25 protein-coding genes are annotated in these 24,974 nt (G+C 73.9%); 17 read left to right on the top strand and 8 right to left on the bottom strand.

What is annotated here, in order from left to right; genetic code table 11:
• Positions 1-46: 46 nt before the first annotated feature.
• The 14 genes from FKD65_RS42155 (at position 47) to FKD65_RS42095 (ending at position 15,837) form a co-directional block, all read left to right on the top strand.
• Positions 47-994, top strand: a complete 948-nt coding sequence (locus FKD65_RS42155) for a PDR/VanB family oxidoreductase (RefSeq protein ID WP_141585609.1) — start codon at positions 47-49, stop codon at positions 992-994.
• Between the two features lie 162 nt (positions 995-1,156).
• Positions 1,157-2,062, top strand: coding sequence for an alpha/beta fold hydrolase (locus FKD65_RS42150; protein ID WP_141585607.1), 906 nt, complete (start codon positions 1,157-1,159; stop codon positions 2,060-2,062).
• Complete coding sequence (locus FKD65_RS46455) at positions 2,050-2,178, top strand: hypothetical protein (protein WP_302931575.1); 129 nt, start codon at positions 2,050-2,052, stop codon at positions 2,176-2,178. Before FKD65_RS42150 ends, FKD65_RS46455 begins: the two co-directional genes overlap by 13 nt.
• Positions 2,175-3,671 carry a sugar ABC transporter ATP-binding protein gene (locus FKD65_RS42145; RefSeq protein ID WP_168221380.1) on the top strand — a complete coding sequence of 499 codons (1,497 nt, stop codon included), beginning with the start codon at positions 2,175-2,177 and terminating at the stop codon, positions 3,669-3,671. Before FKD65_RS46455 ends, FKD65_RS42145 begins: the two co-directional genes overlap by 4 nt.
• Positions 3,668-4,675 carry an ABC transporter permease gene (locus FKD65_RS42140; protein WP_141585602.1) on the top strand — a complete coding sequence of 336 codons (1,008 nt, stop codon included), beginning with the start codon at positions 3,668-3,670 and terminating at the stop codon, positions 4,673-4,675. Before FKD65_RS42145 ends, FKD65_RS42140 begins: the two co-directional genes overlap by 4 nt.
• 74 nt (positions 4,676-4,749) lie before the next feature.
• Complete coding sequence (locus FKD65_RS42135) at positions 4,750-5,709, top strand: substrate-binding domain-containing protein (RefSeq protein WP_141585600.1); 960 nt, start codon at positions 4,750-4,752, stop codon at positions 5,707-5,709.
• Positions 5,710-5,749: 40 nt separating this feature from the next.
• A complete protein-coding gene (locus tag FKD65_RS42130) occupies positions 5,750-6,229 on the top strand; it encodes a (2Fe-2S)-binding protein (RefSeq protein WP_141585598.1) in 480 nt (159 codons plus the stop codon).
• On the top strand, positions 6,226-9,603 hold the full coding sequence (locus tag FKD65_RS42125) for a molybdopterin cofactor-binding domain-containing protein (RefSeq protein WP_141585596.1): 3,378 nt from the start codon (positions 6,226-6,228) through the stop codon (positions 9,601-9,603). Before FKD65_RS42130 ends, FKD65_RS42125 begins: the two co-directional genes overlap by 4 nt.
• Entirely contained in the window at positions 9,600-10,922 is a 1,323-nt protein-coding gene (locus FKD65_RS42120) for a M20 family metallopeptidase (RefSeq protein WP_141585593.1), read from the top strand. Before FKD65_RS42125 ends, FKD65_RS42120 begins: the two co-directional genes overlap by 4 nt.
• 57 nt (positions 10,923-10,979) lie before the next feature.
• Complete coding sequence (locus FKD65_RS46450; RefSeq protein ID WP_205718465.1) at positions 10,980-11,663, top strand: TetR/AcrR family transcriptional regulator; 684 nt, start codon at positions 10,980-10,982, stop codon at positions 11,661-11,663.
• Positions 11,664-11,757: 94 nt separating this feature from the next.
• Complete coding sequence (locus tag FKD65_RS42110; protein WP_141585591.1) at positions 11,758-12,729, top strand: catechol 1,2-dioxygenase; 972 nt, start codon at positions 11,758-11,760, stop codon at positions 12,727-12,729.
• Positions 12,726-13,577 (top strand): alpha/beta fold hydrolase, encoded by an 852-nt coding sequence (locus tag FKD65_RS42105; protein WP_141585589.1) that lies wholly within the window; start codon positions 12,726-12,728, stop codon positions 13,575-13,577. Before FKD65_RS42110 ends, FKD65_RS42105 begins: the two co-directional genes overlap by 4 nt.
• Entirely contained in the window at positions 13,574-14,578 is a 1,005-nt protein-coding gene (locus FKD65_RS42100; protein ID WP_141585586.1) for an LLM class flavin-dependent oxidoreductase, read from the top strand. The genes FKD65_RS42105 and FKD65_RS42100 overlap by 4 nt, the downstream gene beginning before the upstream one ends.
• Entirely contained in the window at positions 14,575-15,837 is a 1,263-nt protein-coding gene (locus FKD65_RS42095) for an MmgE/PrpD family protein (RefSeq protein WP_141585584.1), read from the top strand. Before FKD65_RS42100 ends, FKD65_RS42095 begins: the two co-directional genes overlap by 4 nt.
• Before the next feature lie 27 nt (positions 15,838-15,864).
• Here the strand turns inward: FKD65_RS42095 and FKD65_RS42090 are convergent, their stop codons facing one another.
• Positions 15,865-16,638, bottom strand: a complete 774-nt coding sequence (locus tag FKD65_RS42090; RefSeq protein WP_141585582.1) for a phytanoyl-CoA dioxygenase family protein — start codon at positions 16,636-16,638, stop codon at positions 15,865-15,867.
• Positions 16,639-16,707: 69 nt separating this feature from the next.
• Between FKD65_RS42090 and FKD65_RS42085 the strand changes: the two genes are divergently transcribed.
• Entirely contained in the window at positions 16,708-17,589 is an 882-nt protein-coding gene (locus FKD65_RS42085) for a helix-turn-helix domain-containing protein (protein ID WP_141585580.1), read from the top strand.
• 38 nt (positions 17,590-17,627) lie between these two features.
• Here FKD65_RS42085 and FKD65_RS42080 read toward each other — a convergent pair whose 3' ends face one another.
• From FKD65_RS42080 to FKD65_RS42060, 5 genes are all read right to left on the bottom strand, one after another.
• The gene (locus FKD65_RS42080; RefSeq protein WP_141585578.1) at positions 17,628-19,352 is read right to left on the bottom strand and encodes a SulP family inorganic anion transporter; all 1,725 of its coding nucleotides are present in this window, start codon (positions 19,350-19,352) and stop codon (positions 17,628-17,630) included.
• Positions 19,349-19,681: a helix-turn-helix transcriptional regulator gene (locus tag FKD65_RS42075; protein ID WP_141585576.1), complete on the bottom strand. Its 333-nt coding sequence runs from the start codon at positions 19,679-19,681 to the stop codon at positions 19,349-19,351. Before FKD65_RS42075 ends, FKD65_RS42080 begins: the two co-directional genes overlap by 4 nt.
• Positions 19,681-19,860, bottom strand: a complete 180-nt coding sequence (locus FKD65_RS42070; protein ID WP_141585574.1) for a DUF3073 family protein — start codon at positions 19,858-19,860, stop codon at positions 19,681-19,683. Before FKD65_RS42070 ends, FKD65_RS42075 begins: the two co-directional genes overlap by 1 nt.
• A gap of 186 nt (positions 19,861-20,046) precedes the next feature.
• Positions 20,047-20,982 carry a hypothetical protein gene (locus FKD65_RS42065; RefSeq protein ID WP_141585572.1) on the bottom strand — a complete coding sequence of 312 codons (936 nt, stop codon included), beginning with the start codon at positions 20,980-20,982 and terminating at the stop codon, positions 20,047-20,049.
• Positions 20,979-21,500, bottom strand: a complete 522-nt coding sequence (locus FKD65_RS42060; RefSeq protein WP_141585570.1) for a hypothetical protein — start codon at positions 21,498-21,500, stop codon at positions 20,979-20,981. Before FKD65_RS42060 ends, FKD65_RS42065 begins: the two co-directional genes overlap by 4 nt.
• A gap of 220 nt (positions 21,501-21,720) precedes the next feature.
• Between FKD65_RS42060 and FKD65_RS42055 the strand changes: the two genes are divergently transcribed.
• A complete protein-coding gene (locus FKD65_RS42055) occupies positions 21,721-22,413 on the top strand; it encodes a response regulator transcription factor (RefSeq protein WP_141585568.1) in 693 nt (230 codons plus the stop codon).
• On the opposite strand, the gene FKD65_RS42050 is transcribed toward FKD65_RS42055, so the two are convergent.
• Entirely contained in the window at positions 22,362-22,997 is a 636-nt protein-coding gene (locus FKD65_RS42050; protein ID WP_205718464.1) for a VanZ family protein, read from the bottom strand. The two genes, FKD65_RS42055 and FKD65_RS42050, sit on opposite strands and share 52 nt — an antisense overlap.
• A gap of 152 nt (positions 22,998-23,149) precedes the next feature.
• Positions 23,150-23,737: a TetR/AcrR family transcriptional regulator gene (locus tag FKD65_RS42045; protein WP_205718463.1), complete on the bottom strand. Its 588-nt coding sequence runs from the start codon at positions 23,735-23,737 to the stop codon at positions 23,150-23,152.
• Between the two features lie 100 nt (positions 23,738-23,837).
• Here FKD65_RS42045 and FKD65_RS42040 point away from each other — a divergent pair, with 100 nt between their 5' ends.
• Positions 23,838-24,971, top strand: a complete 1,134-nt coding sequence (locus tag FKD65_RS42040; protein ID WP_141585566.1) for a hypothetical protein — start codon at positions 23,838-23,840, stop codon at positions 24,969-24,971.
• The last annotated feature ends 3 nt before the right edge of the window (positions 24,972-24,974 follow it).

Below are 24,974 nucleotides of genomic sequence, written 5' to 3'. Positions count from 1 at the left end.
CCCCGGCTCTTGACGTGTCTGCAAAGTACCGTACATAGTACGAGCCATGCTGGACAACGAACGCGAGCTGATCGTCCGCTCGATGACCTGGGAGGCGGCCGGGGTCCTGTCGGTCACGCTGGCCGACCCCGGCGGAGCGCCGCTCCCGCCCTGGGAACCGGGCGCCCATCTCGAGCTCGACCTCGGCAAATGGGTCCGCCAGTACTCGCTGTGCGGAGAGCCCGGTACGCCCGGGACCTACCGGATCGCCGTCCTGTACGAGCCCGACGGCCGGGGCGGGTCGGCGTTCGTGCACGAGGAGCTCCGCCCCGGCCGCACGGTGCTGGTGCGCGGCCCGCGCAACCGGTTCGCGCTGGAGGGCGCGCCGCGCTACCTCTTCGTGGCGGGCGGTATCGGGATCACGCCGCTGCTGCCGATGGTCGCGCGGGCGGCCGGGACCGGCGTCCCCTGGCGGCTGGTCTACGGGGGGCGCAGCCGGAGCTCGATGGCGTTCCTGCCCGAACTGGCCCGGTACGGGGACGCGGTGACCGTCGTCCCCGAGGACAGCGACGGCCGCCCCGACCTCGACGCGCTGCTCGGCGTGCCCGAGCCGGGCACGGCGGTCTACTGCTGCGGGCCGGAAGGCCTGATCGCGGCGGTGGAGCGGCGGTGCGAGGCGTGGCCTGCCGGGAGCCTGCACGTCGAGCGGTTCGCCGCCGCGCGCGACCCGGAGCCGGACGGCGAGGACACCGCCTTCGCGGTGGAGTGCGCTCGATCGGGGGTGACCGTCGAGGTCGGCGCCTTCGAGACGGTGATGGACGCGCTGGAACTCGCCGGGATCCAGGTCCCGAACGCGTGCCGCGAGGGCATCTGCGGCAGCTGCGAGACGTCCGTGCTGGCCGGGGTTCCGGACCATCGGGACGGGCTGCTGACCGATGCGGAGCGGGCGGCCGGCAGGTCGATGATGCCGTGCGTCTCGCGCTGCCTCTCCGACCGGCTGGTGCTGGATCTCTGACCCGGAATCCGCTTGCGGGGCATTGACGTGCGACCTAAGTAGTGTACATAGTACGCATCACCCGTTATTCGTGGCTTCAGCTCGACTTTCTCGGACCGCGGCCCTGCTCGAAGGGCCGCCGGGAGCCTCCGTGAGGAGGCCGGAAGAACCGGAGAACACTCCATGACCGCATCGACCGACGGCGCCCGGCACACCGTGCTCGGCACCGCGCTGCGGGTCCGCGCGTTCGGCGAGGGAGCGCCCACCGTCCTGCTGCACGGCGGAGGCCCCGGCTGCTCCGCCTGGACCGACTTCGCCGCGCTCGTCCCGGCGCTGCCAGGCCGCCGGCTCCTCCTGGTGGACCTGCCGCAGTACGGCGGCTCCGGCGCGCCGCGAGCCGACCGGCCGCTGTTCTCCTTCCACGCGCGGTACGTCACGGCCCTGCTCGACGACCTGGGCATCCGCCGCGCCGACTTCGTCTGCCAGTCCCTCGGCGGGTCGGTCGCCCTGCTGATCGCGGCGCGCGAACCGCACCGCGTCGGCCGCCTCGTCCTCACCGGCAGCCGCCCCGCCGACCTCGGCGGGGCGCCCGGAGCCGGCGGGGCGGAGATCCGCGCGGCCTACTACGGCGGGGCGGGCCCGACCCCGGACAAGATGCGCGATCTCATCGCTCATTACGAGTGGAACGATCCCGCGATGATTCCGGAGGCCACTGTCCTTGAGCGGTTCCGCAACAGCGTCAGCCCAGCTTCTCTTGCTCTTGGAACGGATACCGAGGCGCGCGGCCGGCCCGAGGATCTCGGTCCCCTGCTCCCGGAGGTCGACTCCCCAGTCCTGCTGCTGTGGGGCTCGGCCGACCCGTTCGCCGACGTCGGCTACGCGGCCCGCCTGGCCGCCGCGCTGCCCGCCGCCGTCCTGGAGGTGCTGCCGGACACCGCGCACCATCCCCAGGAGGAGCGGCCCCGCGACTACGCCCGGCTCGCCGAGGCGTTCCTGCTCGACCCCCGGCCCGCCGTTCCACGGCCCGCCGCTCCCCGCCCCACCGACCCCCGGCTCGCACCTGTGGAGGCCGCCCGATGCGAATCCTGATCATCCTCGCCGTCCTGCTGGCCGCCGTCTTCGGCGTCCCCCCGGTGCGGCGCCGCGCCCTGGCGGCGTTCGTGCGCGGCACCGGGACGGCGGTGCGGACGGAGCCCGCGTCGTGAGGGCGCCCGCGGTCGCCGCGCACGGCGTCACCAAGCGGTTCGGCCCGTTCACCGCGCTGGACGGGGTGGACCTCGACCTCGTGGCCGGAGAGGTCCACGGGCTCATCGGCTCCAACGGCGCCGGCAAGTCGACCCTGATCAAGGTGCTGTGCGGCGCGTACGCGCCGGACGCCGGGCGGCTCGAGGTCGAGGGCCGGAGGGTCGGCAACGCGACGCCCGCGCAGGCCGAGCGCGCCGGCATCACCGTCGTCCACCAGGAGACCCAGCTGTTCCCCGAGCTGACCGTCGCCGACAACATCGTCGTCGCCGCGCCGAACCGGCGCGGCCGGCTGCTGCGGGACCGCCGCGCCGACCACGCCGAGACGGCGGAGCTGCTCGGCACGCTCGGCGTCGACCTCGAACCCGCGCGGCGGGCGGGCACCCTCGACCTCGCCGAGAAGAAGCTGCTGCAGGTGGCGCGGGCGCTGCGCGCCCGGCCGAAGCTGCTGATCCTCGACGAGCCCACGGCGGCGTTGGAGCCGCGGCAGTCCCGGCTCATCATCGACCTGGTGCGGCGGCTCGCGGGCGACGGCCTCGCGGTCCTGTTCGTCAGCCACGACCTCGACGAGGTCCGCCTGCTCTGCGACCGGATCACGGCGCTGCGCGACGGCCGGATCGTCGCCCGCCTCGGCCGCGGTGAGGCCACCCCCCACGGGCTGGTCGAGCTGGTCGCGGGCCGGGCCCTCGCCAACGCTCCCGACCGCGCGCCGCACGAGCCCGGTGACGTGCTCGTCCACGCGGACCTGCCGGGCGCGCCCGAACTCGACCTGCGGCACCGCGAGGTCGTCACGATGACCGGCCTCCTCGGCTCGGGCGCGGGGCGTTTCGCGCGCACCCTCGCCGGGGCGGGCCGCCCGCCCGGGCGCGAGCGCGCCGAGGTCACGGTCGGCGGCCGTCGGGTCAGGCCGCTCAACCGCGTCGCGGCCGTCGCCGCCGCGATCGGGTTCGTGCCCGAGGAGCGCAAGCGCGACGGCGTCCAGCCGCTGCTCAGCATCGAGCGGAACATCGCGCTCGGCGACGTGGGGGCGTTCAGCCGGTTCGGCGTCCTGGACCGGCGCCGGATGCGCGCCACGGCGCTGCGGCTGATCGCGGACCTGGACGTCCGCCCGGCCGACCCGGCGTTCCCCGCCGGGCTGCTGTCCGGCGGCAACCAGCAGAAGGTCCTCATCGCGCGGTGGCTCGCGGCGGGCGCCCGGGTCCTCGTCGTGGAGGAGCCCACGCACGGCATCGACATCGGGGCGAAGGAGCACGTGCTCCGGCAGCTCCGCGCGTTCGCCGACGAGCGCGGCTGCGTCGTCGTCGTGGCGCTGGAAAGCGAGGAGTTCCGCTCCATCACCGACCGCTACCTGGCGTTCCGGCGGGGACGCCTGGTCGCCGAACTCACGGCCGACGTCACGCACGCCGAACTCATGACGGCGTGCCTGGGCGAACACCCGGAAGGTCTTGCCTCATGAAGAGAACCGCCCCCGCGCTGGAGGACGCGTTCGTCCCGCTGCTGCTGGTCGTCCTCGCCGTCGCCCTGACGTTCTCGACGGACTCGTTCCTCAGCAGCGGCAACATCCTCAACGTCCTCAGCTCGATGGCGATCCTCGCGATCGTCGCGTTCGGGCAGACCTTCGTCATCGCCGGCGGCGGGTTCGACCTGTCGGTGGGGGCCCAGGTCGCGCTGCACGGCGCGGTCGGCGCGATCGTCATGCGGGAGACGCAGAGCATCGCGCTCGGCCTCGCCGCGGCGGTGCTGTCGGGGATCGTGTTCGGGCTGCTCAACGGGCTGCTCGTGATCGCGCTCAAGGTCCACCCGTTCATGATCACGCTGGGCACGTCGGTGATCGGGGTGGGCGCCACGCTCATCCTCACCCACGCCGAGTCGGTCGGCGGGCTGCCCGCGGGCATCGCCGGGTTCGGCGTCGGGCGCCCGCTGGGCGTCCCGTGGATCGTCTGGGTGATGGTCGTCTGCTTCGCCGTCTCGGCGTTCCTGCTGAGCGTGAGCCCGTTCGGGCTGCGCGTGCTGTCCAGCGGCGGCAACCGGGAGGCGGCGCGGCTCGCGGGCCTGCGCGTCGAGCGGACGATCGTCGCCACCTTCGTGCTCGCCGGGGCGTTCGCCGCCGTGGCCGGGATGGCGACGACCGCGCGGCTCCAGTCGGCGCAGCCGACCGTCGGCGAGGGCCTGGAGCTGTTCTCGGTCGCCGCGGTCGTGCTCGGCGGCAGCGCCCTGCACGGCGGGCGGGCCGCGATGTGGCGGACCCTGCTCGGCGTCCTGGTCATCTCCGTCATCCAGAACGGCCTGAACCTCAACGGCGTCGGCGACGCCTGGCAGGAGGTCGCGGTCGGGGTCGTGTTCATCCTCGCGATGTCGGCCGAGCTGCTGCGCCGGTTCTCCCGCCTGCGCACCGGGAGAAAGGAGGCGCCGCCGCGCACGACCCCCGCGGACGCCCCGGCCAAGGCCGGCGTCACCTAGCGAGCCCGTCACCCGACCGCTCCGGCCCCCCGCCTCCCACCGAACCCCGCAAGACCCGCAAGAGGAGACCCATCATGCGCATGACCCGACTTCGCGGGATCGCCGCGGCGGCGCTATGCATCGGCCTGGCCGCCACCGGCTGCACCGGCTCGGACGCGTCCGAGAAGGGCAGGAAGACCATCGGCGTGAGCTTCGCCGCGCCCAGGATCGCCCTGTACGCCGGGATCCAGAAGGGCATCCAGGCCGAGGCGAAGAAGCTCGGCGTCGACGTCGTGTTCACCGACGCCGGCGGCGACCCGCTGAAGCAGGCCAACGACATCAACGACCTCATCGCCAAGGACGTGGACGGCATCCTCGTCTCCGCGATCGACGCCAAGGCGGTCGTCGCGCCGCTCAACGCGGCGAAGGCGGCCAAGATCCCGGTCATGACCGTCGCCCGCGACGTCGAGGACAAGTCAAGCCGCGCGTCCTACATCGGCAACGACTGGGGCAAGTCCGGTACGCAGATCGCCCAGTGGACGTGCAAGAACGTCGGCAAGGGAAAGATCATCATGATCAAGGGGCCGTCCGCGGCACCCTACGTCCAGGAGATGACGAAGGCCTACAAGGCCGTCGTCGGCTCGGCGGAGTGCCCGGGTATGACGGTCGCCCACGAGGTCAACGTCACCGCCCTCACCTCCGAGGAGGGGCTCAAGGCGGCCAAGGCCTCGCTGTCGGCGGTCCCGGACGCCAAGGTCGTCTACGCCAACCTCGACGACTTCCTCCCCGGGGTCGTGCAGGCGATCAACGAGTCCGGCAAGACCGGCCAGATCACCGTGACCGGCTTCGACGGCATCCCCGCCACGCTCGCGATGGTGCGGGACGGGCGGGTCGGCTACGAGATCGCGCTCCAGCCGAAGAAGTGGGGCGCCACGGCGCTCCAGACCATGGTCGGCGAGCTCGACGGGAAGGACACCCCGAGCGTGGTCAACATCGAGACCCGGCCGTTCGACAAGACCGACGCCGGCGACCTCACCGAGGCCGACCTGGAGTAGCACGCCGTCCCGTCCGCACCTCCTCCTTCTGGGGTCCTTCATGAACATCACCGTCAACGGGCGGACCGGCGACGCCGCCGCGCCTCCCGGGACCGTCCTCGCCGCCGTCCTGCGGGAGCGGTTCGGGGCCACGTCGGTCAAGCTCGCGTGCGAGCGCGGCGAGTGCGGCGCCTGCACCGTGCTCGTCGCCGGGCGCCCCAGGCTCTCCTGCGTCACGCCCGTGGAGCTGGTCGACGGCGAGGTCACGACGGCGGAGGGCCTCGCGGAGGAGTCCGCGGACCTGCGCGCGGCGTTCGCCGACCTGGGCGCGTTCCAGTGCGGCTTCTGCACGCCCGGCCAGGTCGTCCATGCCACCGCCCTGCTCCGCGCCGGCCTCCCCGCCGACGCGGAGCAGGCGCGGGCCAGGGCGCGGACGGAGCTGTCGGGCAACATCTGCCGGTGCACCGGCTACGCGGCGATCGTCGAGGCGGTGTGCGCGACGGCCCGCGCGCGGGCCGAGGCGCGGAGGGAGCCGGAATGACCGACCCGATCGGGCGCAGCGTCCGGCCGCTGGACTGGCGGGACCGGTCCCTCGGACGCGTCCCCTACGTGAGCGACCTCGCCGGGCCGCCGCACCTGCACGCCGCGGTGCTGCGCTCCCCCGTCCCCTACGGCCGGATCACCCGCCTTGACGCGGACCGCGCGCTGCGGATGCCGGGGGTGCGCGGCGTCATCACCGCCGACGACTTCCCGCCCGGCATCACCTACCTGCATCGCGGCGGGCACATGTCCGACCGGCCGCCACTGGCGGCGGGCGTCGTGCGCTACGTCGGGCAGGAGATCGCGGCCGTCGCCGCCGACACCGCCGAGCAGGCCAGGGCGGCGGTCGCGGCGATCCGGCTGCGCATCCGCCCGCTCCGGGCACCCCTCACCATCGCGGAGGCGTTGGCGCCGCGTGCCCGCGCCCTCCACGAGCGCCCGTCGGAGCGCAACGTCGCGATCCGGTGGAACAGCGTGTGGGGCGACCCCGACGCCGGGATCGCGGCGTCGGACGTGATGGTCGAGGGCGACTTCGTCTACCCGAGCGTCGCGCACGCCTGCATGGAGCCCAACGTCACCCTCGCCCGGTGGGACGCCGACCGCGAGGTGATGGAGCTGTGGACCTCCACGCACGCGCCCTACTTCATCGCCAAGGAGGTCTCGCACCTGCTGGGGCTGGAGCACCGCCAGGTGGTGTGCCGCGAGGTCGCCACCGGCGGGAGCTTCGGTTCCAAGTCCAAGGCGTCCGAGCACGAGATCCTGGCGGCGGCGCTGGCACGCAAGACCGGGACACCCGTGCTGATCTCGCTCACGCGGGAGGAGGAGTTCGCCTCCAACAAGCCCCGGCACCGCTTCGAGACGCGGCTGCGCACCTACGCCGACGCTGAGGGGAACCTGCGCGCCTTCGAGACCGAGCTGAACGTCGACAACGGCGCCTACTCCCACATGGGCTCGTCGGTGATGCGCGTCGGCGTCATCGCCCTGGGGTCGGTGTACCAGGCGGACGGCGTCCGGTACGACGCCCGGCTGGTCGACACCGCGACGCAGCCCGGCGGGCAGTACCGCGGATACGGGACGCCGCAGGTCGCGCTCGCCATGGAGTCCCAGCTCGACGAGATCGCCGAGCGGCTCGGGATGGACCCGATCGACCTGCGCGTCCGCAACGCCGTCGAGCCGGACACCGAGACGCTGTGCGGATACCGGGTCACCACGGCGCGGCTCGTCGACTGCCTGGAGACCGTCCGGCGGGAGCTGGACTGGGACGCCAAGCGCGCCGCGCGGATCCCCGGCCGGGGCGTCGGGGTCTCCAGCGCGGCGCACGGGTCGGGCGCCTACGCCTACCCGCTCTCGAACGTCAGCGAGGCGGGCGTGGACGTCGACGGCGACGGCCGCGTGCGGGTCCGGTTCGGCGGATCGGACGCGGGCACCGGCCAGAAGACGATCCTCGCCCAGATCGCCGCGGAGGAGCTCGGCGTCGACCCCGAGGACGTCGACGTGCTGTCGATGGACGGCGAGCTGACGCCGCTGGACCTCGGCGCCTGGTCGTCGCGCGCCACGCACATGTCGGGCATGGCCACCGGCCAGGCCGCCCGGGAGATGGCCGGACGACTGCGCGCGCTGGCGGCGGACAAGCTCGGCTGCGCCCCGGCGGACGTCGAGCTGCGCGGCGGCGAGGCCCGCCACGGCGGCCACGCGATGAGCTTCGCCGACCTCGCCGGCGCGCACGGCGGCCTCAGCCTGGAGTCGCGCTACGAGCTGGACGGCACCGAGACGATCACACCCGGCGAGGACAGGGCGAACCTGTCGCCCACCTACTCCTTCGCCGCGCACGGGGCGGAGGTCGAGGTCGACGTCCGGACCGGCGAGGTCACCGTGCTCGACTACGTCGCCGCGCACGACGTCGGGCGGGCGATCAACCCCGTCATGGTCGAGGGCCAGATCATCGGCGGGGCGGTGCACGGGCTCGGCGCGGCGCTCGGCGAGGAGCTGATCCGCGCCGAGGGATGGGTGGTCAACCCCGCCTACATCAACTACGCGATGCCGCGCGCCGCCGACGTCCCGAGCGTCCGGCCGTTCATCGTCGAGGGCCACGACGACGCGGGGCCGTACGGCGCCAAGAGCGTGGGCGAGATCCCGATCATCCCGCCGGGCGCGGCGATCGCCAACGCCGTCCACGACGCGGTCGGCGTCCGCATCCGCGACCTGCCGATCACGCCGGACAAGGTGCTGCGGGCGCTGGCGGACAGGGAGGGCCGGGTCCGCGACCACCGGCTGCGGCGGCGCCCCTCGCGCTGGTGGATCGCGCTGATGAGGGCCGCGTACCCGCGCGGCGTCCACGCGCTGCTCCACCGGTGGGGTACGCGCCTCGGCCGCCAGGGCCGCTACCCGGACCTGGCGCCGCCCGTCCCGGACATCACCGAGATCGTCCGCCCGGAGGGCATCGCGGAGGCGCGCGCCGCGCTGCGGAGCGGGACCGCCATCGGCGGCGGCACCGACGTGCTGCTCCAGCGCCGGCAGCGGCTGAGCACGGCGGACCGCCTCGTCTCCACCGCGCTGATCCCGGGGCTGCGCGACATCACCGAGGAGCCGGACGGGACGGTGGTCATCGGCGCGGCCGTGACGCTGGCCGAGGTCTCGGCCCGGTTCGCCGGATCGGTCCCGGCGCTGGCGCGGGCCGCCGACTCCATCGCCTCGCCGCAGGTCAGAAACGCGGCGACGGTCGCGGGGAACCTGCTGCAGGCCAAGCGCTGCTGGTTCTTCCGCAACGGGTTCCCCTGCTACAAGCGCAACGGCGCCTCCAGCCCCTGCTACGCGATCCTCGGAGACCACCGCTTCTACCACACGGCCGTCGACGGGCACCGCTGCCAGGCGGTCACGCCGTCCGACCTGGCCACCGTGTTCGCGGCGCTGGACGCCGCCGTCGAGCTGTCGGACGGGCGCCGGATCCCCATCGGCGACCTCTACACCGGCCCCGGGGAAACGGCCCTGAAGCAGACCGACCTGGTCGTCTCCGTCCGCATCCCGGAGCCGGGCCGGGCCTGCGTGTTCGAGAAGCTCGCGCTCTGGCAGGGCGACTTCGCCGTGGTGTCCGTGGCCGCGTCCAGCCGGTCGGCCGCCCGGTGGGACGACCCCCGGATCGTGTTCGGCGCGCTGGCCCCGACGCCGTGGCGCTCCGCGGGCGCCGAACGCGCCCTCGACGGCACGCCGTTCTCCCCCGCCGCGCTCCGCGAGGCCGTGGACGCCGAACTCACCAGGTACGGGCATCCCCTGCCCGGGAACGCGTGGAAGCTCGACGCCGCCGCGGGACTCGCGGAACGGGCCGCCGAACGGCTCACCCGCGCCCTGGAGGACCACGACAAGGAGGAACCGGCATGACGGCGCTGGACGAGGAACGCCTGGCCCTGCTGCGCGACGCCGAGAAGCTCGTCGATCCCGAGCGCCTCGCCGAGATCATCACCGGAATGACCGCGATCCCCAGCCCCACCGGCGAGGAGGGCGAGCTGGCCCGCTGGGTCGTCGGCACCCTCGCCGCCTCCGGGATCGACGCCGCCTACCAGCCGATCGACGACTCCCAGGGCAACGCCGTCGCCCGGCTGCGCGGCGACGGCACGGGACCGGACCTGCTGCTCTACGCCCCGATCGACACCCTGACGACCGGGAACCCGGAGGAGGACCTGCCCCGGGTCGGCACCTCGCTGCGCTACGACATGGTCCCCGAGCCGGTCCGGGACGGCGACCACGTCATCGGCCTCGGCGCGAGCAACCCGAAGGGGCACGCGGCGTGCCTCGTCGCGGCGCTGGAGATCCTGCACCGGGCCGGAACGCCGCTGCGAGGCGACGTCGTCCTCGGGCTCGGCGCCGGCGGCATGCCGACGAACAAGCGCACCGCGCCCCACGTCCGCCGGTACAACGCGGGGCAGGGCAGCGGCTGCTCGTTCATGCTGGAGCAGGGCGTCTGGGCCGACTACGCGCTGATCGCCAAGCCCGGCTGGGCCGTGTCGTGGGACGAGGTCGGCCTGTGCTGGTTCGAGGTCACCGTCGGCGGCACCTACGCCTACGCGGGCAGCCGCCACCGCATCGACTACCGCAACGCGATCCTCGGCGCGGGCACCGTCGCCGCGGCCCTCGAGGAGTGGTTCGCCGAGTACACGGCCCGGCACACCTCCGGGACCGTCGCCCCCCAGGGCAACATCGGCGCGATCGAGGGCGGCTTCATGCGGATGCCCGCCGTCTCCCCCGCGTCGTGCCGGTTCGTCCTCGACCTGCGCACCTCCCCGGCGTCGACGCCGATGAGCGTCAAGCGGGAGTTCGCGGGCGCCGTCGCGCGGATCGCCGCCGCCCACCCCGGGCTGGAGATCGGCTGGGACATGACCCTCGCGATCCCCGGCACGGCCACCGACGCCGGGTCGTGGATCGTCCGGGCGGCGATCGAGGCGTGGGAGGCCGAGGAGGGGCGGGCGCACGAGCCGATCCTCGGAAACAGCGGCGCGACCGACGCCAACATCCTGCGGAGCCGCGGCCTGCCCACGGCCCGGATCGGCATGACCAGGGCTGGAGCGGAGGCGCCGCTGCCCGTCGACTTCCCCATGGGGATGAACGTGGTCGACCTCAGGGAGATGTGCCGCCTCACCCGGCACGTGATGCGCACCACGATCAACACCTGTACCCGGACAACGGCGGACGTGGGCCTGTGATCCGGGAGAAGATCGAGCGGAGAAGAGTTCAGGACCTTGGGCGAGACGGAGCGAAGAGTGACGACACGGCGGCCCCCGCCCCGAGGACGCCGTCCGGCCAAGGCGCTCACGGCGCAGGACATCGTGGACGCCGCCATCGCGATCGGCGACCGGGAGAGCCTCGACGGGCTGACCATGCGGCGCCTCGCGGGCGAGCTCGGCTTCAGCACGATGGCCCTGTACCGCCACTTCAAGAACAAGGACGACATCCTCGACGCGATGGCGGACCAGGTGCTCGGCAACCTGCGGCTTCCCGAGGAGATCGGGCCCGACCCCGTCACCGAGGCGCGCCGCATCGCCGAGGCGCTGCTGGCCATGATGCGCGAGCACCCGAGCGTGGTCAGGCTGCTGTCCACCCGGACCACGGCGAGCCGCGGCTCGCTGAGCGGCGCGTTCGAGCGCGTCCTGGCGCGGCTCCGGCAGAGCGGGCTGCCGCCGGCGGACGCGGTCTGCGTCTACGGGCTCCTTCTGACGTACACGCTCGGCTTCGCCGCCTACCAGATGCCGCGGCCGTGGGGCGGGGACGGCGAGGACGCGGCCGAGCTGCGCAGGCAGCGGGCCCACTTCTACTCGGCGCTGCCGGCCGGCGAGTTCCCGAACATGATCGAGCTGTCCCCGGAACTGGCCTGGCTCCCCACGGACCGGCAGTTCCACGCGGGACTCGACGTCCTGCTGAGAGGGCTCGCGGCCGGGCGCCCCTGACCCGCGATCCGGCCGCCCCGCGCGGGCGGACGGCGACGACCACCCCGAGGACGGGGCGGATCGCCGCCCCGTCCGTCCTGCGCTGGAGGAGCTGATGAGCGACATCGTGCTCGGCGTGGGTGCCTCCCACAGCACCCTGATGAACACCGACTGGGACAAGGTCGACCACCTGGAGGGCGCCCACCGCTTCCGGGACGGGCTGGAGCGCGCCCGCGACCGGCTGCTCGCCGCCGCCCCCGACACCATCGTCATCATCGGGTCGAACCACTTCCGCGGGTTCTTCCTCGACATGATGCCCGCGTTCACCCTCGGCGTCGGCGAGGTGCTCGGAGCCGGCGAGGCCGGGACGCCCGGCGGCCCGCTGCCCGCGGACACGGAACTGGCGCGGCACCTGGTCACCTCCCTCGTGGACGACGGGTTCGACCCGGCCTTCTCCCTGCGGCTCACCGTGGACCACGGCATCACCCACGGGCTCCAGCACCTGGTGCCGGACCTGGACGTCCCCATCGTCCCGATCGTGATCAACATGTTCGCGCCGCCGCTGCCGTCGCCGCGGCGCTGCCACGACCTCGGCGCGGCGCTCGGCCGCGCCGTCGCCGCCGACGGCGCGGGCAAGCGCGTCGCCGTCGTCGCCTCCGGCGGGCTGTCGCACCGGCTGCCGTGGCCGAAGTGGTTCGAGACCCTCTCCGACGACGACCGCTTCCTGGTCGAGGCGTGGCTGAACGGGCGCGGCTCGTGGGGTGACTACGAGGTCCGGCGGCGGCAGATCATCCGCGCCGCCGAGGCCGACGTGAACCCCGCGTTCGACGAGGCGTTCCTGAAGCTCGTCGAGGGCGGCGACCTCGGCCCCGTCCTGGGCCGGACCGCCGCCGACATCGACGCCGAGGCCGGCAACGGCGCCCAGGAGATCCGCTCCTGGATCGCCATGCTCGCCGCCCTCGGACCCGGCGCGCGCGGCGAGACCCTCGCCTACGCCGCCATCCCCGAATGGCTCACCGGAATGGGCGTCGCCGTCGTCGAGCCCGCAGCCGCCGAGGAGCCCGCAGTGACCAAGGAGCACGCATGAGCATCTGGACCGACCTCACCGGCGTCGACCACGCCGTCCGCTTCATCGACGCCGGCGGCGTCCGCACCCGGGCGCTCCAGGCCGGGACGGGAGAGGCCGTCGTGTTCCTGCACGGCACGAGCGGCCACCTGGAGGCGTTCGTCCGCAACATCCCGGCGCACGCCGAGCGGTACGCCTGCCACGCCGTCGACATGCTCGGGCACGGCTACACCGAGGGCGTGGACGAGCCGTACCGCATCCCCCGCTACGTCGACCACGTCCTCGCCTACCTGGACGCCTGCGGCATCGACCGCGCCCACTTCGTCGGCGAGTCGCTGGGCGGCTGGGTGGCGGGCCGCCTCGCCGCCGACCACCCGGACCGCGTCGGGCGGCTCACGCTCGTCGCCCCCGGCGGGACCGTCGCCAACCCCGCGGTCATGGAACGCATCAAGACCAGCACCCGCAAGGCCGTCGCCGAGGACGACATCGACCTGACCCGCAAGCGCCTCCACCTGCTGATGCACGACCCGGCGAAGGACGTGTCCGAGGAGCTCGTCGAGGTCAGGCACGCGATCTACCACCGGCCCGAGTTCGTCAAGCGCGTCGACAACCTGCTCTGCCTCCAGGAGATGGAGAACCGCGAGCCCGACCTCCTCACCGCCGAGCAGATGGGCAGGATCAGCGCCCCCACACTCATCGTGTGGGGGGCGCAGAACCCCTTCGGCGACGTCCCCGAGGCGCACCGGATGAACGACAGCATCCCCGGCTCCCGGCTGGAGGTCTTCGGCGAGTGCGGGCACTGGCCCCAGCACGAGCACGCCGCCCGCTTCAACCGCCTCAACCTGGACTTCCTCGGGGAAGCGCGGTGAAGGTCGGCATCCGCATCCCGGCCTGCGACCGCCCGGACCGGCTCGCCTCCGTCGCGGCCCGGGCCGAGGGCCTCGGGTTCGACGAGGTCTGGTTCCCCGACTCGCAGCTGCTGTGGCGGGACGTCTTCTCCGTCCTGTCGGTGACCGCGCTGCGCACCGAGCGGATCGGGCTCGGCACGGCCGTCACCAACGTCGCGACCCGGCACCCGTCCGTCGTGGCCTCCGCCGCCCGGACCGTCGCCGAGCTGGCGCCCGGACGCTTCACCCTCGGACTCGGCGTCGGGAACAGCTCCGTCGTGCCGATCGGGCTGCGCGCCAGCACCCGCGCGGAGCTCAAGGAAGGGCTGGCCCAGCTGCGGGCCCTCCTCGCCGGGGAGGAGTGGGACTACGGCACGGTGCGGTCGCGGCTGCGCGACCCCGCGCCGGCCGTGCCCGTCCACCTCGCCGCGAGCGGGCCGCGCAACCTGCGGCTGGCGGGCGCCGTCGCGGACGGCGTCGTCCTGCTCAGCGGCGTCTCGCCCGAGACCCTCGCCGCCGCGGCGGCGCAGGTCCGCGAGGGCGCGCGGGAGGCCGGCCGGTCCGGCGACGTGCCGCTGACGGTGTCGGCGTTCTGCGAGGTCACCGACGACGTCCTCGCCTCGGCCCGGAAGCTGAAGCCCATCTGCGCGTCGATCGCGCAGAACGGCGGCGCCCCCTTCCTCGCCCTCGCGGGGATCCGCCTCTCGGTCCCGGACCGCATCGACGAGGTCTACCCCGACATCGGGCACGCCGAGGACTGGGAGCACGCCGTCAAGGTCGCGGACCGCTGGGTGTCCGACGAGGACGCGCTCGCCTTCGCCCGCGCCTTCTGCCTGATCGGCACCGCCGAGCAGGTCGCGGCCCGGCTCCGGGAGACCTTCGAGGCGGGAGCGTCCGGCGTGTTCCTCCAGCACGTCGGCTCCTACGAGCCGCCGCACGACCTCATCGAGGCCGTCGGCGGCGACGTCCTGCCGCGCCTGTGAGCACGCTCGGCGACCTCGCCGCCCGGGCCGCGCGGGCTCCCCGGGCGGCGGCGCGGGACGTCCGCCGTCTCGCGGCCCTGCACGTCCTGGACACGATGGGCTGCGTCGTCTCCGGCTCCGCCCACCCGATCGCGGGGACCCTGGCCGGGCACTTCGGCGACTCGCCGCGCGACCGCGTGCTGCGCTGGTCGGCCCAGGCGCACCTGGACGAGTTCGACGCGCTGCACGCCGGAGCCGCCGTCGTGCCCGCGGCGGTCGTCGTCCCCGCGGCGCTGCTGGTCGCCGAGCGCGAGGGGCGGCCGGGCGCGGCGGTCGTCGACGCGGTGCTCGCCGGGTACGAGGCGGTGGTGGAGGCCGGCCTGCGGTTCGGCGGCGCGGCGCTGTACGCGTCCGGCTGGTGGCCGACGGCCCTGTTCGGTCCGCTCGGCGCCGCCGCCGCGACCGCCGTCCTGCTGGACCTGGACGAGGAACGGACGGCTTCGGCGCTCGCGGTGGCGGCGGCCGGCCTCGGCGGGCTGCTCTCGTCCGGGACCTTCGGCGAGGCCCACTACCTGCTCCCCGGCCGGGCCGCCGCGGACGGCGTCGAAGCGGCCTACCTGGCGCGCGCCGGAGCGACGGGCAGCCCGGGCCTGCTGGACCGCCCGGCCGCGTCGGCGCTCGCCCGTCCTCCCGCGCCGCCCTCTCCCGCAGCGGGCGTCCATCTCGAGCACTGCGGCTTCAAGCCGTACCCGTGTGCCCGCCCGCTGCACGCCGTGATCGACGCGCTGCTCGAACTGGGCGTCCGCGACGCCGCCCGCGTCGAGGTGGCGCTTCCGTCCGGTCTGATGTCGTTCGTCAACGCGGACAGGGAGGTGCCGGGCCCCGCCGAGGCGTCCGCCGGAGCGGTCTTCGCGGTCGCCGCCGCCCTGTCCGGCGCCCCTGAGGACGTGTCGACGTTCCGCCGGGCCAGGCTGACCGACGATGTGCCGCCCGTGACGCTGGTTCCGGACCCGGCCCTGGACTCCTTCCTCCCCGACCACTGGGCCGCCCGCGTGACGGTCGAAATGCCCTCCGGAACGGCTTCCCGGCGTGTGGTCGACGCCCTGGGCTCCCCGGACCGCCCCCTCCCGAAGGAGGCGGTCCTCAGGAAGTTCGACACCCTGACCGCGGGCGCGCTCACCGGTTGGCGCGACCGCTGCCTCCGCCTGGACGACCTGGGCGACACCACAAGCCTCACCCAGGACATCGCGGACGCGATGGAAGACCGAGGCCCCCGGTAGTCCGCGCGGATCGTCTCGGGCAGCGGCTCACGCCCACGGGCGCGGGAAGGCGTCGCCGTCCAGCCGGGTTCCCTTGGCGAGGCCCAGGGAGTCGGTCACGGGGTGTGAGCCGCCGCTGAAGGCGGTCTCCGCGTCCATGTAGATGACGACGTGCGCGAGCCTCGCCAGATCGGTCGAGTTCGGCAAGGCCATGTGACCGGTGTAGCCGCTGTGGAAGGTGCAGTCCCCCGCTCGGAGCGGGACGGTCACCCGCGGGATCCACCGGAGCTCCGGATCCACCGCGAACAGGTCGTCCTCGTCGTGGAGATCCTGCGCGCGCAGGCCGCTGCGGTCCTGGGTGCCGGGCAGGAACGTCATGCACCCCCGTTCGGGCGGGACGTCGACCAGCGCGATCCACGCCGAGAGCGGGAGCCGGTCACCGGCGTGCGGCCAGTACGGCCGGTCCTGGTGGAACTCCGTGGCGGTGTTGCTGTGCGGCTCCTTCACCAGCATCTGGTCGTGCCACAGCCGCACCGGAAATCCGGCCAGCTGCTCGGCGATCCGGCCGAGGCGCCGGTCGAACGTGAGGTCCCGCAGGTCCTGGTCGGCCTGCCAGACGTTGACCAGCTGGCTGAAGGCGCCGCCCTTCTCCAGGCTGTCCCCGCGGTGGCCTTCGAGGTACGCATCCGCAGCCGCCCCGAAGCGCTCGACCTGCTCGGGCCCGAGCACCCCGCGGACTCGTACAAAACCGTGCTCCCGGTAGCCGTTGACGAGATCGTCGGGGAGGCGTCCGTCCGGACCGATGTCTGTCTCTCTGCGCATGCCGACAGCCTCCCGGCACCGTGCGCCCGCGCCTAGGCGGATCCCGTCCAGTACTCGTACGATTCCGACATGGCGACGGTGCTGCACGAGCAGGGGCTGTTCGCGGACGGTCCGGTCTGGGGAGGCGTGCACCGGCTGTCCTCGGACGTCCGAGCCCACGCACACGACTTCGTCGAGATCGCCGTCATCGGGACCGGCCAGGGCACGCACGTGACCGCCCGAGGGGAGCACCGGCTGCGGCACGGCCAGGCCGTCGTGCTCCGGCCGGGCGCGTGGCACTCCTTCGAGGACTGCGCGGACCTCGTCGTCGCCAACTGCTGCGTGTCGGCGCAGGCGCTGCGTTCCGAACTGGGCGGCATGTACCAGGTCCAAGCGCTTCGCCGCCTGTTGTGGACCGAGCCGGTGGCGCCCGGCTCCAGGGGCGTGGCGGTGACCGTCCTCGGGCCGGACGCCGCCGACGAGGCCATGGAGCAGATCGGGCTTCTCGATGCGGACATGGCAGGGCCGCGTCCGCGTACGGGCCGAGCGCTGGGCAGGCTCGTCACCGTCCTCGGCATCCTCGCCGACGCGAGCGCACCGGGCGACACCGCGCCCGCCCCGCACCCGGCGGTCGCCGCCTCGATCGCCCGGATGGAGGAGGCGCCCGCCGACGCCTGGAGGCTGGACGGCCTCGCGCGCGCCGCCGGCCTCGACCCCGACTACCTGGGGCGCCTCTTCGTCCGGCACGTGGGGGTGTCCCCGCTGAACCACCTGGCCCGGATCCGGGCCGAGCGGGCCGCCGACCTGCTCGCCGGCTCCGACCTCCCGGCCGCGCGCGTCGGCGCGGCCGTGGGATGGGACGACCCCACGTATTTCGCACGGCGCTTCCGTGAACTCGTGGGGCTGACGCCGACCGAGTACAGAGCCAGGGCCAGGTCGGCCAGAGACGCCGGAGCCCGTTCCCGGTCATGAACCTTGCAGGCGGCGTCCGATCGGGCCGGAGCCCGGGGTCAGGTGGACGGCTCAGGGGTGAGGCTGGGCCGTTCGGCGGGGCCGTCGGGCGGCAGGACTCCGTCGGCGCCGAGGCGGGCGCGGGCATGGGCGATCGCGTCGGGGGTCGTGGGGAAGACCAGGCCGTCGCGGCGTAGGTGCTCGGCGACGCCGAGGGCGGCCAGGATCTGGTCGTGGCCGGGCCTGACGCCGGAGACCAGGACGGTGATGCCGCGGTCCTCCAACCGGGTGATGGCGTCGCCGAGGACACCGGCGCCGGTCGCGTCCAGCGCCGAGATCCGCGACATCCGCAGGATGACGATCCGGACGTCGCCGACCTCCGACAGTTCCAGCAGGAAGCGGTGCGCGGCGGCGAAGAAGAGCGGGCCGTCGAAGCGGTAGGCGACGATGTGCTCGTCCAGGAGCCGCTGCTCCTCGGCGGAGTGGTCGCCTTCGGTGCCGCCGTCCCTGAGGGGCACCTGGTCGAGGCGGCCGGAGGCGGCGACGGCGCGCAGCGCCACCACGACGGCCAGCGCGACGCCGACGGCCACCGCGGTGATCAGGTCGAACACGACGGTGACCGCGAAGGTCAGGACCAGCACGACCGCGTCGCCGCGGGTGGCCCGCGCGATCGCGCGCAGCGACCCGGCCTCCACCATGCGGACGGTGGTGGCCAGCAGCACCCCGGCCAGCGCCGCCAGCGGGATGCGGCCGACCAGGCTCCCGGCGGCCAGGACGATGGCGGCCAGCACGGCGGCGTGGGTGAGGGCGGCCAGCCTGGACCGGGCGCCGGCCCGGACGTTGACCGCGGTGCGCGCGATCGCCGCGGTCGCGGGGACCCCGCCCAGCAACGGCGCGGCCAGGTTGGCGACGCCCTGCCCGAACAGCTCGCGGTCGGGGTCGTGCCTCTCGCCGACGCTCATGGCGTCGGCGACCGTGGCGCACAGCAGGCTCTCCAGCGCGGCCAGCGCCGCCACCGCCAGCGCCGAGGGCAGCAGCGCCGCCGCCGCGCCGGCGTCCAGGAATCCCAGGGTCGGCGCGGGCAGTCCGGCCGGCAGCGCGCCGATGCGGGCGACGTCCAGCGAGGCGGCCTCCGCGACCAGGGTGGCCCCCACGATGCCGATCAGCGAGAACGGCACGGTCGGACGGATCCGGGCACCGGCCAGCATCAGCGCGGCGACCGCCACCGCCATGGCCGGGGCGGCGGCGGTCGGATGCTGGGCGAACCGGACGGCGGCCTGCCCCGCGGCCTGCCACACCTTCTCCGCGTGCGGGCCGGTCACCCCGAGCGCGGCGGGCACCTGCTGGAGGGCGATGACCACGGCGATGCCGGCGGTGAACCCCTCGATGACCGGGGTGGGGAGCAGCGCGGCGAACCGGCCCGCGCGCAGCGCCGCCATCCCCAGCAGGATGATCCCCGCCATCAGCCCGACCATGAGCACGCCGTCGGCCCCGTGCTCGGCGACGATCGGCGCGAGCACGACCGTCATCGCGCCGGTCGGCCCGGACACCTGCAGGTTGCTGCCGCCGAACACCGCCGCCAGCGTCCCCGCCACGATCGCGGTGACCAGGCCGGCCTGGGCGCCGAGCCCCGAACTGATCCCGAACGCCAGCGCCAGCGGCAGCGCCACCACCGCCACGACCAGCCCGGCCGTCAGATCCCGGCCGGGCGACCGGCGCGCGGGCGCCCAGTCCGACCGGCGGGGCAGCAGCCCGCGCAGCCGCCGGATCGCGGAGCCCGTCACCGGGCCTCGGCCTGGAGTTCGGCCAGCAGCCGGCCCTGGTCGGCGAGCAGGTCGGTGAGGATGCGCCGGGCCGCGCGCATCAGCTCCGACACGTCCCCGCCCGCCAGCTCGTAGGTCACCGTGGCTCCCTCGCGGCGGGCGGTGACGATCCCCGCCCGCCGCAGCACCGCCAACTGCTGGGACAGGTTGGACGCCTCGACGTCGATCGCCGCCAGCAGGTCCCGCACCGGCATCGGCCGCTCGCACAGCAGTTCCAGCACCCGCACCCGCACCGGGTGCCCCAGCGTCTTGAAGAGCTCCGCCTTGGCCTGGTGCAGCGGAACCGGCATCAGCGGTCCCCGTCCGAGCCGTCCGAGCCGCTCTTCTCCTCCGCCTCATCGGCGCCCTGCTCCGGGGAGTCGCCGGCACCCAGCTCGCGCCGCAACCGCTCCAGATCGCCGCCCCCACCGCCGTACTTCAGCCGCCGCGCGACCTTCGTCTGCTTCGCCTTCGCGCGCCCACGTCCCACGCCACCGCTCCTCTCACCCCGCGGCCGCCCCGCACGGCCCGTCCACCAGATTGCAAGCCTAGCAAATTGAACAATCCTTCAACTCATGTACGCTTCGTTTCCCGCGCACCACACGCCGATGTGGGGCACCACCTCGGAGAGCGGCCGATGCGCTCCGGTGATCCGTCCTTCGGTCTCGGAGGGGCGTCAGCAGCCGACGGGCGGGATGCCCGCCCGCGCGGTGGAGGGCCGGAACTCCAGTCGTACCGAGTCGGAGCGGGGCAGGACGATGGCGACGCCTCGACCGCGCGACCACTGAACGGGCAGCAGCAGATACTGGTCGCTGGAGAACCGCACCAGCCGCAGCCCGTCATAGCGATGGCGGTAGACCGCGTCCTGTGCGCGGCAGCGCGTCTCACGCACACCGGGAGCGTCGATGCCCAGATTGCGCTGGCTGTAGAGGACGACGGGGGGCATGGACGGCAGGCTCCGGACCAGTTCGGCGGCCCGCCCGCGCCCCACCTCGGCGGCGTAGCCGGCGGCGGCCCAGAAGAGGCAGATGCCGACGATCGCGAAGACCAGCGTCCATTCCGCGGCGAGCCGCCAGGCGGGCGCCTCCGTGCGCCGCGCGCCGATGGACCGCCACAGGTGGACCGCGTACCCGAGCAGCAGCACACCGGCCGCCAGGACCGACGGAGCCGCCACGACATGGTTGCGCAACGGTGTCGGGAAGTAGACCGTCCACAATCCGGCTCCGGCCAGGGCGACCCCCAGGCCCGTCATCGCCGGGAGGGCGATCCGCAGCAGGCGGTCGTGCGGCCGGGCCGCCAGCCGGACGCGCAGGGCCGCATGCCCCCAGAACACCAGCAGGGCCCCCGCCGCCGAAATGGTGACGGGCGCGAACAGCGCATCGACGCTGTTCACGAAATAGTCCGTCACGCTCGGGTTCAGCACGGTCGAACTCACGCCGAGGTAGTCGAAATAGTAGAAGGCGTACAGCCAGCCGAAGTAGTACGCGAGCGCCGTCAGCAGGGTGGTGGGCGCCACGACGGCGCCGACCACCTTGAGCAACTGCTGCAGCCCCGAGGCCGCCGGCGAGGCGCCGGCCGGCGCCTCGTTCCCGGCCGGTTCCGCAACGCTCACGGAACGCTCGCCGGGGAGGTCTCGCCCTCCACCGGCGCCGGACTCTCGACCGGCGGACTCTCGACCGGCGGGCTTTCGACCGGCGGACTCTCGATCGGCGTGCTCACCTCGGGTGAAGGCCCGCTCGTCCCGGAGCACGGCGCCGAGCCCAACGCCACGATGGTCTGCCCGTACTCCAGGGGCGTACCGGCCGCGGGTTCGGTCCCGAAGAGCTTGCATCCGCTCGCTCGCCCGTCGTAGGGCTGATACCTGCGCTCCACGTGGACGCACTCCGTCCCGCCGGGGCAGGGCTCCAGGAGCCATTTCCGAACCTCCGCCCACTGCTCCGGATCGGCGAGATCCGCCCCATCGACCTCCGCACCGTAGTTCGGAACCCGGTAGGGCGCCCCGTGCCCCTGCGGCTGCTCGCCGGTTCCGGTGGCACCGGGCGGGCCGGACGGATTCCCCGCCCCGAACGGCGCCCCTTCCGCCCCCTTGTCTCGCGAGCCGCCGCAGGCCGCGAGCATGACGCAGAGCACCGGGACCATTATCAACCGTAACGACCGCATCGCGTGCCCCTAGAAACAAAGATCACAAATCGCCGCGTCCCCAAGAAAGCCCCGATCCAATATGCCACCATGCCGCTTACGGGGATAGAGGCCCGAAAGAGACCGACAGCGCGGACCAGCCCGGTACACGGCCGGCTCGTGCGGGGTTCTCGATACGTCCGCGATATGCGGCGACTCGTAGCATCGGGGCATGCGCGTGCTGATCGCCGAGGACGAGCCCTACATGGCCGAGGCCATCCGCGACGGCCTTCGCCTGGAGGCGATCGCCGCCGACATCGCCGGCGACGGCGACACCGCTCTGGAGCTGCTGAGCGTCAACGCCTACGACATCGCCGTCCTCGACCGCGACATCCCCGGACCCACCGGCGACGAGGTCGCCCGGCGCATCGTCGCCTCCGGCAGCGGCATGCCGATCCTCATGCTGACCGCGGCCGACCGCCTCGACGACAAGGCCTCCGGCTTCGAACTCGGCGCCGACGACTACCTCACCAAGCCGTTCGAGCTCCAGGAGCTCGTGCTCAGGCTCAGGGCGCTCGACCGAAGGCGCGCGCACTACAGGCCTCCCGTACGGGAGATCGCGGGCCTGCGGCTGGACCCGTTCCGCCGCGAGGTCTTCCGGGACGGCCGCTACGTCGCGCTGACCAGGAAGCAGTTCGCCGTGCTCGAAGTCCTCGTCGCCGCCGAGGGCGGAGTCGTCAGCGCCGAGGAACTCCTGGAACGCGCGTGGGACGAGAACGCCGACCCGTTCACCAACGCCGTCCGCATCACCGTCTCGGCACTGCGCAAACGCCTCGGCGAACCCTGGATCATCGCCACCGCGCCGGGCGTCGGCTACCGCATCGACACCGGAGCGGAGGCGGGAGAGGCGCCGCGCCACCAGTAGCGCGATGCCAGGGCGGCGAGCCCGGCCCCCGCGGTGTTGAGCAGTACGTCGTCCACCGACGACACCCGGTCCAGCCGCAGGACGTACTGCGCGGTCTCGACCAGCACCGAACAGCCCGCAGCGAGCGCCATGACGCGCGGCACCGACGCCAGCGCCGCGAACCGCAGCGGGGCGAGGAACCCCAGCGCCGCGAAGACCAGCAGGTTTCCGACGATCTGGCCGGTGTCCATCGCGAGCAGGTCCCGCAGCGGCACCAGGTTCACGACGGCGCCGTTCTCGTCGCCCGGCAGCAGGATCATCCACACCCACGGCACCGTGCCGTAGACGAGCCCGACCTCGGCCAGCGACATCCGCCACGCCGAGGGGACGCCCGCGGCCCTGCGGCGGCGCGCCAGGAGCCAGACCGCCAGCGCGGCCACCGGCAGTGCGGCCACCGTGATGAGTCCCACGCCGTTGAACGTGCCGACCAGGACATGCGGCTCCGGCCTGCGGAGCGGCATGGCCAGCATCCTCAGAACCATGCCGACCGGGCCGAACGCGGCGACCGCCGCTGCGAGGACCACCAGACCGGCGACCACGATCACGCGTGTACGACGGGTCGAGGCTGACGGTGATGCGCTGGGCTCCATGCCCTGCATTGAAGACGGCGGACCGTATCGCGAGCGTATGCGTTACCCGCCGGCCTGGCGACGGACGCGGATTCGACCGTGGAGTCCGGCGCGGAAGCCCGCCCGGCTCAGTCGCGGGCGGGGGCCGGGTCGAGGCAGGCCCGGGCGATGCGGCGGGACTGGGCCAGGAGCCGCTCGACGGGGTGGTCGTCCGGCTCGGTGAGGCGCAGGCGGACGAGCTCGTCGGCGAGCGCGTGCAGGACGCGGATGCTCAGGTCGGGGTCGTCCTGGTGGCCGGTGATCTTGTGGAGGTGGGAGCGCGTCACCGCGCGGGCCTCCGCCAGCCGCTGGTGCAGCTCGGGCGGGCCGCCCTCGGCGGGCAGCATGAACATCCGCCAGGTGGCGGGAGCGGCGTCGACGGCCTCCAGGACACCGGCCAGGCCGGCGGTGAAGGGGTCCTCGCCCGGCGGGACGGGACGCGTGACGGCCTGGCGGAAACCCCTGAAGGCGTGCTCGACCTCGCGGTCGATCAGTGCGACCAGGAGCCCGGGCAGCGTGTCGAACTGCTGGTAGAGGACGGCGCGGGTGACGCCGCACTCCGCCGCGACCCGCTCGAAGGTGACCGCGTGGTAGCCCTGCTCGACCACGATCCGGCGGGTGACGTCCAGGATCTGGGCGCGCCGCTCCGGTCCGCTCAGCCGTCGGCGTGTGGCCATCCGCCGGATGCCCCCTCCCCCTTGCCGCGCTAACTTACGATCTGTAAGTTAGCGCCCCGTCCGGCGGATCGTCCAGACCGGGCGGGAGCGAGGACGAGCGATGGGCAGGGCTTACCGGGTGGTCGTCTGGGGTCCGGGAGAGGTGGGCGGGGCCGTCGCCAGGGCCGCCCACCGCAGGCCGGACATCGAACTGGCCGGTGCGAAGGTGTTCAGCGAACGCAAGCACGGCGCGGACCTGGGCGACCTGCTCGGCCTCGGCCCGATCGGGGTGGCGGCGACCACGTCGGCGCGGGAGATCCTCGCCCTGGACGCCGACTGCGTGATCGTCACGCCCCGGCCCGACGCCCTCGGGGCGAAGCTGGACGCCGACGTGATCGCCCTGCTGGAGTCCGGCAAGAACGTCATCTCCACGGCCGCCTACCACAACGCGGCGATGCCGAACTGGCTGACGGCGTCCCGCCCGCCGCCCTCCCGGCTGGTGGAGGCGTGCCGGACGGGCCGCGCCACGCTGCACGGCACCGGCGTCCATCCGACGTTCATGATCGAGCGGGTCGCGATGACGATGGCGCGCGGCGTCTCGGCCGTCTCGCACGTGCGGTGCGTTGAGGCGGTCGACTTCGCCGCCGCGGCGGGCGCGATGTGGGGCGGGCTCGGCCGCATCGGGTTCGGCTCCGACCCGGCCGAGCTGGGTGCCGGCAAGCCGCTGGCGCTGTTCGGCGACCTGTACTACGGCGACCTGACCGGCAACGTCGCCCACCACCTGTTCGGCGCGTCGATGGACGAGGTCCGGGTCGTCCACGACCTGCGGGGCATCCCGGCGGCCGAGCGGTTCCAGACCCGGTCCGGCTTCACCGTCGAACCCGGCCGGACCGCGGCACTGCACCTCACGCACAAGGGCTACCTGGGCGACCGCTGCTTCTTCACCAACGAGGAGTGCTGGTACCTCGGCGCCCCCAACGCCTTCCGCGGCGACGACCTGCCCTACCCCGACCGCGAGGGCCACAGCCCGGTCGACTACACCATCGAGATCACCGGCGACCCGTCGACCCTGCGGACCCGGCTCACCTTCGACCCGAGCCCCGGCGCGTCCGGCACCGACCGCACCAACCCCGTCACCGCCGCCTCGGTCCGCGCGATCCTCGACGCGCTCCCCGCCGTGTGCGCGGCCGAGCCGGGGATCCTCATCGACGACCCGACGCCGCACTACGTCCTTGACGACCGAGTCCGTCCCTGACCG

The organism is Actinomadura sp. WMMA1423 (assembly GCF_006547145.1).
Classification (GTDB): domain Bacteria; phylum Actinomycetota; class Actinomycetes; order Streptosporangiales; family Streptosporangiaceae; genus Spirillospora.
Note: the sequence above shows the minus strand (reverse complement) of the source record. Positions and strands in the feature narration are given on the sequence as shown.

Bases quoted from the DNA above. Each gene is read 5' to 3' on its own strand.
- FKD65_RS42155 (WP_141585609.1), top strand. From the start codon at position 47: ATGCTGGACAACGAACGCGAGCTGATCGTCCGCTCGATGACCTGGGAG.
- FKD65_RS42150 (WP_141585607.1), top strand. From the start codon at position 1,157: ATGACCGCATCGACCGACGGCGCCCGGCACACCGTGCTCGGCACCGCG.
- FKD65_RS46455 (WP_302931575.1), top strand. From the start codon at position 2,050: ATGCGAATCCTGATCATCCTCGCCGTCCTGCTGGCCGCCGTCTTCGGC.
- FKD65_RS42140 (WP_141585602.1), top strand. From the start codon at position 3,668: ATGAAGAGAACCGCCCCCGCGCTGGAGGACGCGTTCGTCCCGCTGCTG.
- FKD65_RS42135 (WP_141585600.1), top strand. From the start codon at position 4,750: ATGCGCATGACCCGACTTCGCGGGATCGCCGCGGCGGCGCTATGCATC.
- FKD65_RS42130 (WP_141585598.1), top strand. From the start codon at position 5,750: ATGAACATCACCGTCAACGGGCGGACCGGCGACGCCGCCGCGCCTCCC.
- FKD65_RS42125 (WP_141585596.1), top strand. From the start codon at position 6,226: ATGACCGACCCGATCGGGCGCAGCGTCCGGCCGCTGGACTGGCGGGAC.
- FKD65_RS42120 (WP_141585593.1), top strand. From the start codon at position 9,600: ATGACGGCGCTGGACGAGGAACGCCTGGCCCTGCTGCGCGACGCCGAG.
- FKD65_RS42110 (WP_141585591.1), top strand. From the start codon at position 11,758: ATGAGCGACATCGTGCTCGGCGTGGGTGCCTCCCACAGCACCCTGATG.
- FKD65_RS42105 (WP_141585589.1), top strand. From the start codon at position 12,726: ATGAGCATCTGGACCGACCTCACCGGCGTCGACCACGCCGTCCGCTTC.
- FKD65_RS42090 (WP_141585582.1), bottom strand. From the start codon at position 16,638: ATGCGCAGAGAGACAGACATCGGTCCGGACGGACGCCTCCCCGACGAT.
- FKD65_RS42085 (WP_141585580.1), top strand. From the start codon at position 16,708: ATGGCGACGGTGCTGCACGAGCAGGGGCTGTTCGCGGACGGTCCGGTC.
- FKD65_RS42075 (WP_141585576.1), bottom strand. From the start codon at position 19,681: ATGCCGGTTCCGCTGCACCAGGCCAAGGCGGAGCTCTTCAAGACGCTG.
- FKD65_RS42055 (WP_141585568.1), top strand. From the start codon at position 21,721: ATGCGCGTGCTGATCGCCGAGGACGAGCCCTACATGGCCGAGGCCATC.
- FKD65_RS42045 (WP_205718463.1), bottom strand. From the start codon at position 23,737: ATGGCCACACGCCGACGGCTGAGCGGACCGGAGCGGCGCGCCCAGATC.
- FKD65_RS42040 (WP_141585566.1), top strand. From the start codon at position 23,838: ATGGGCAGGGCTTACCGGGTGGTCGTCTGGGGTCCGGGAGAGGTGGGC.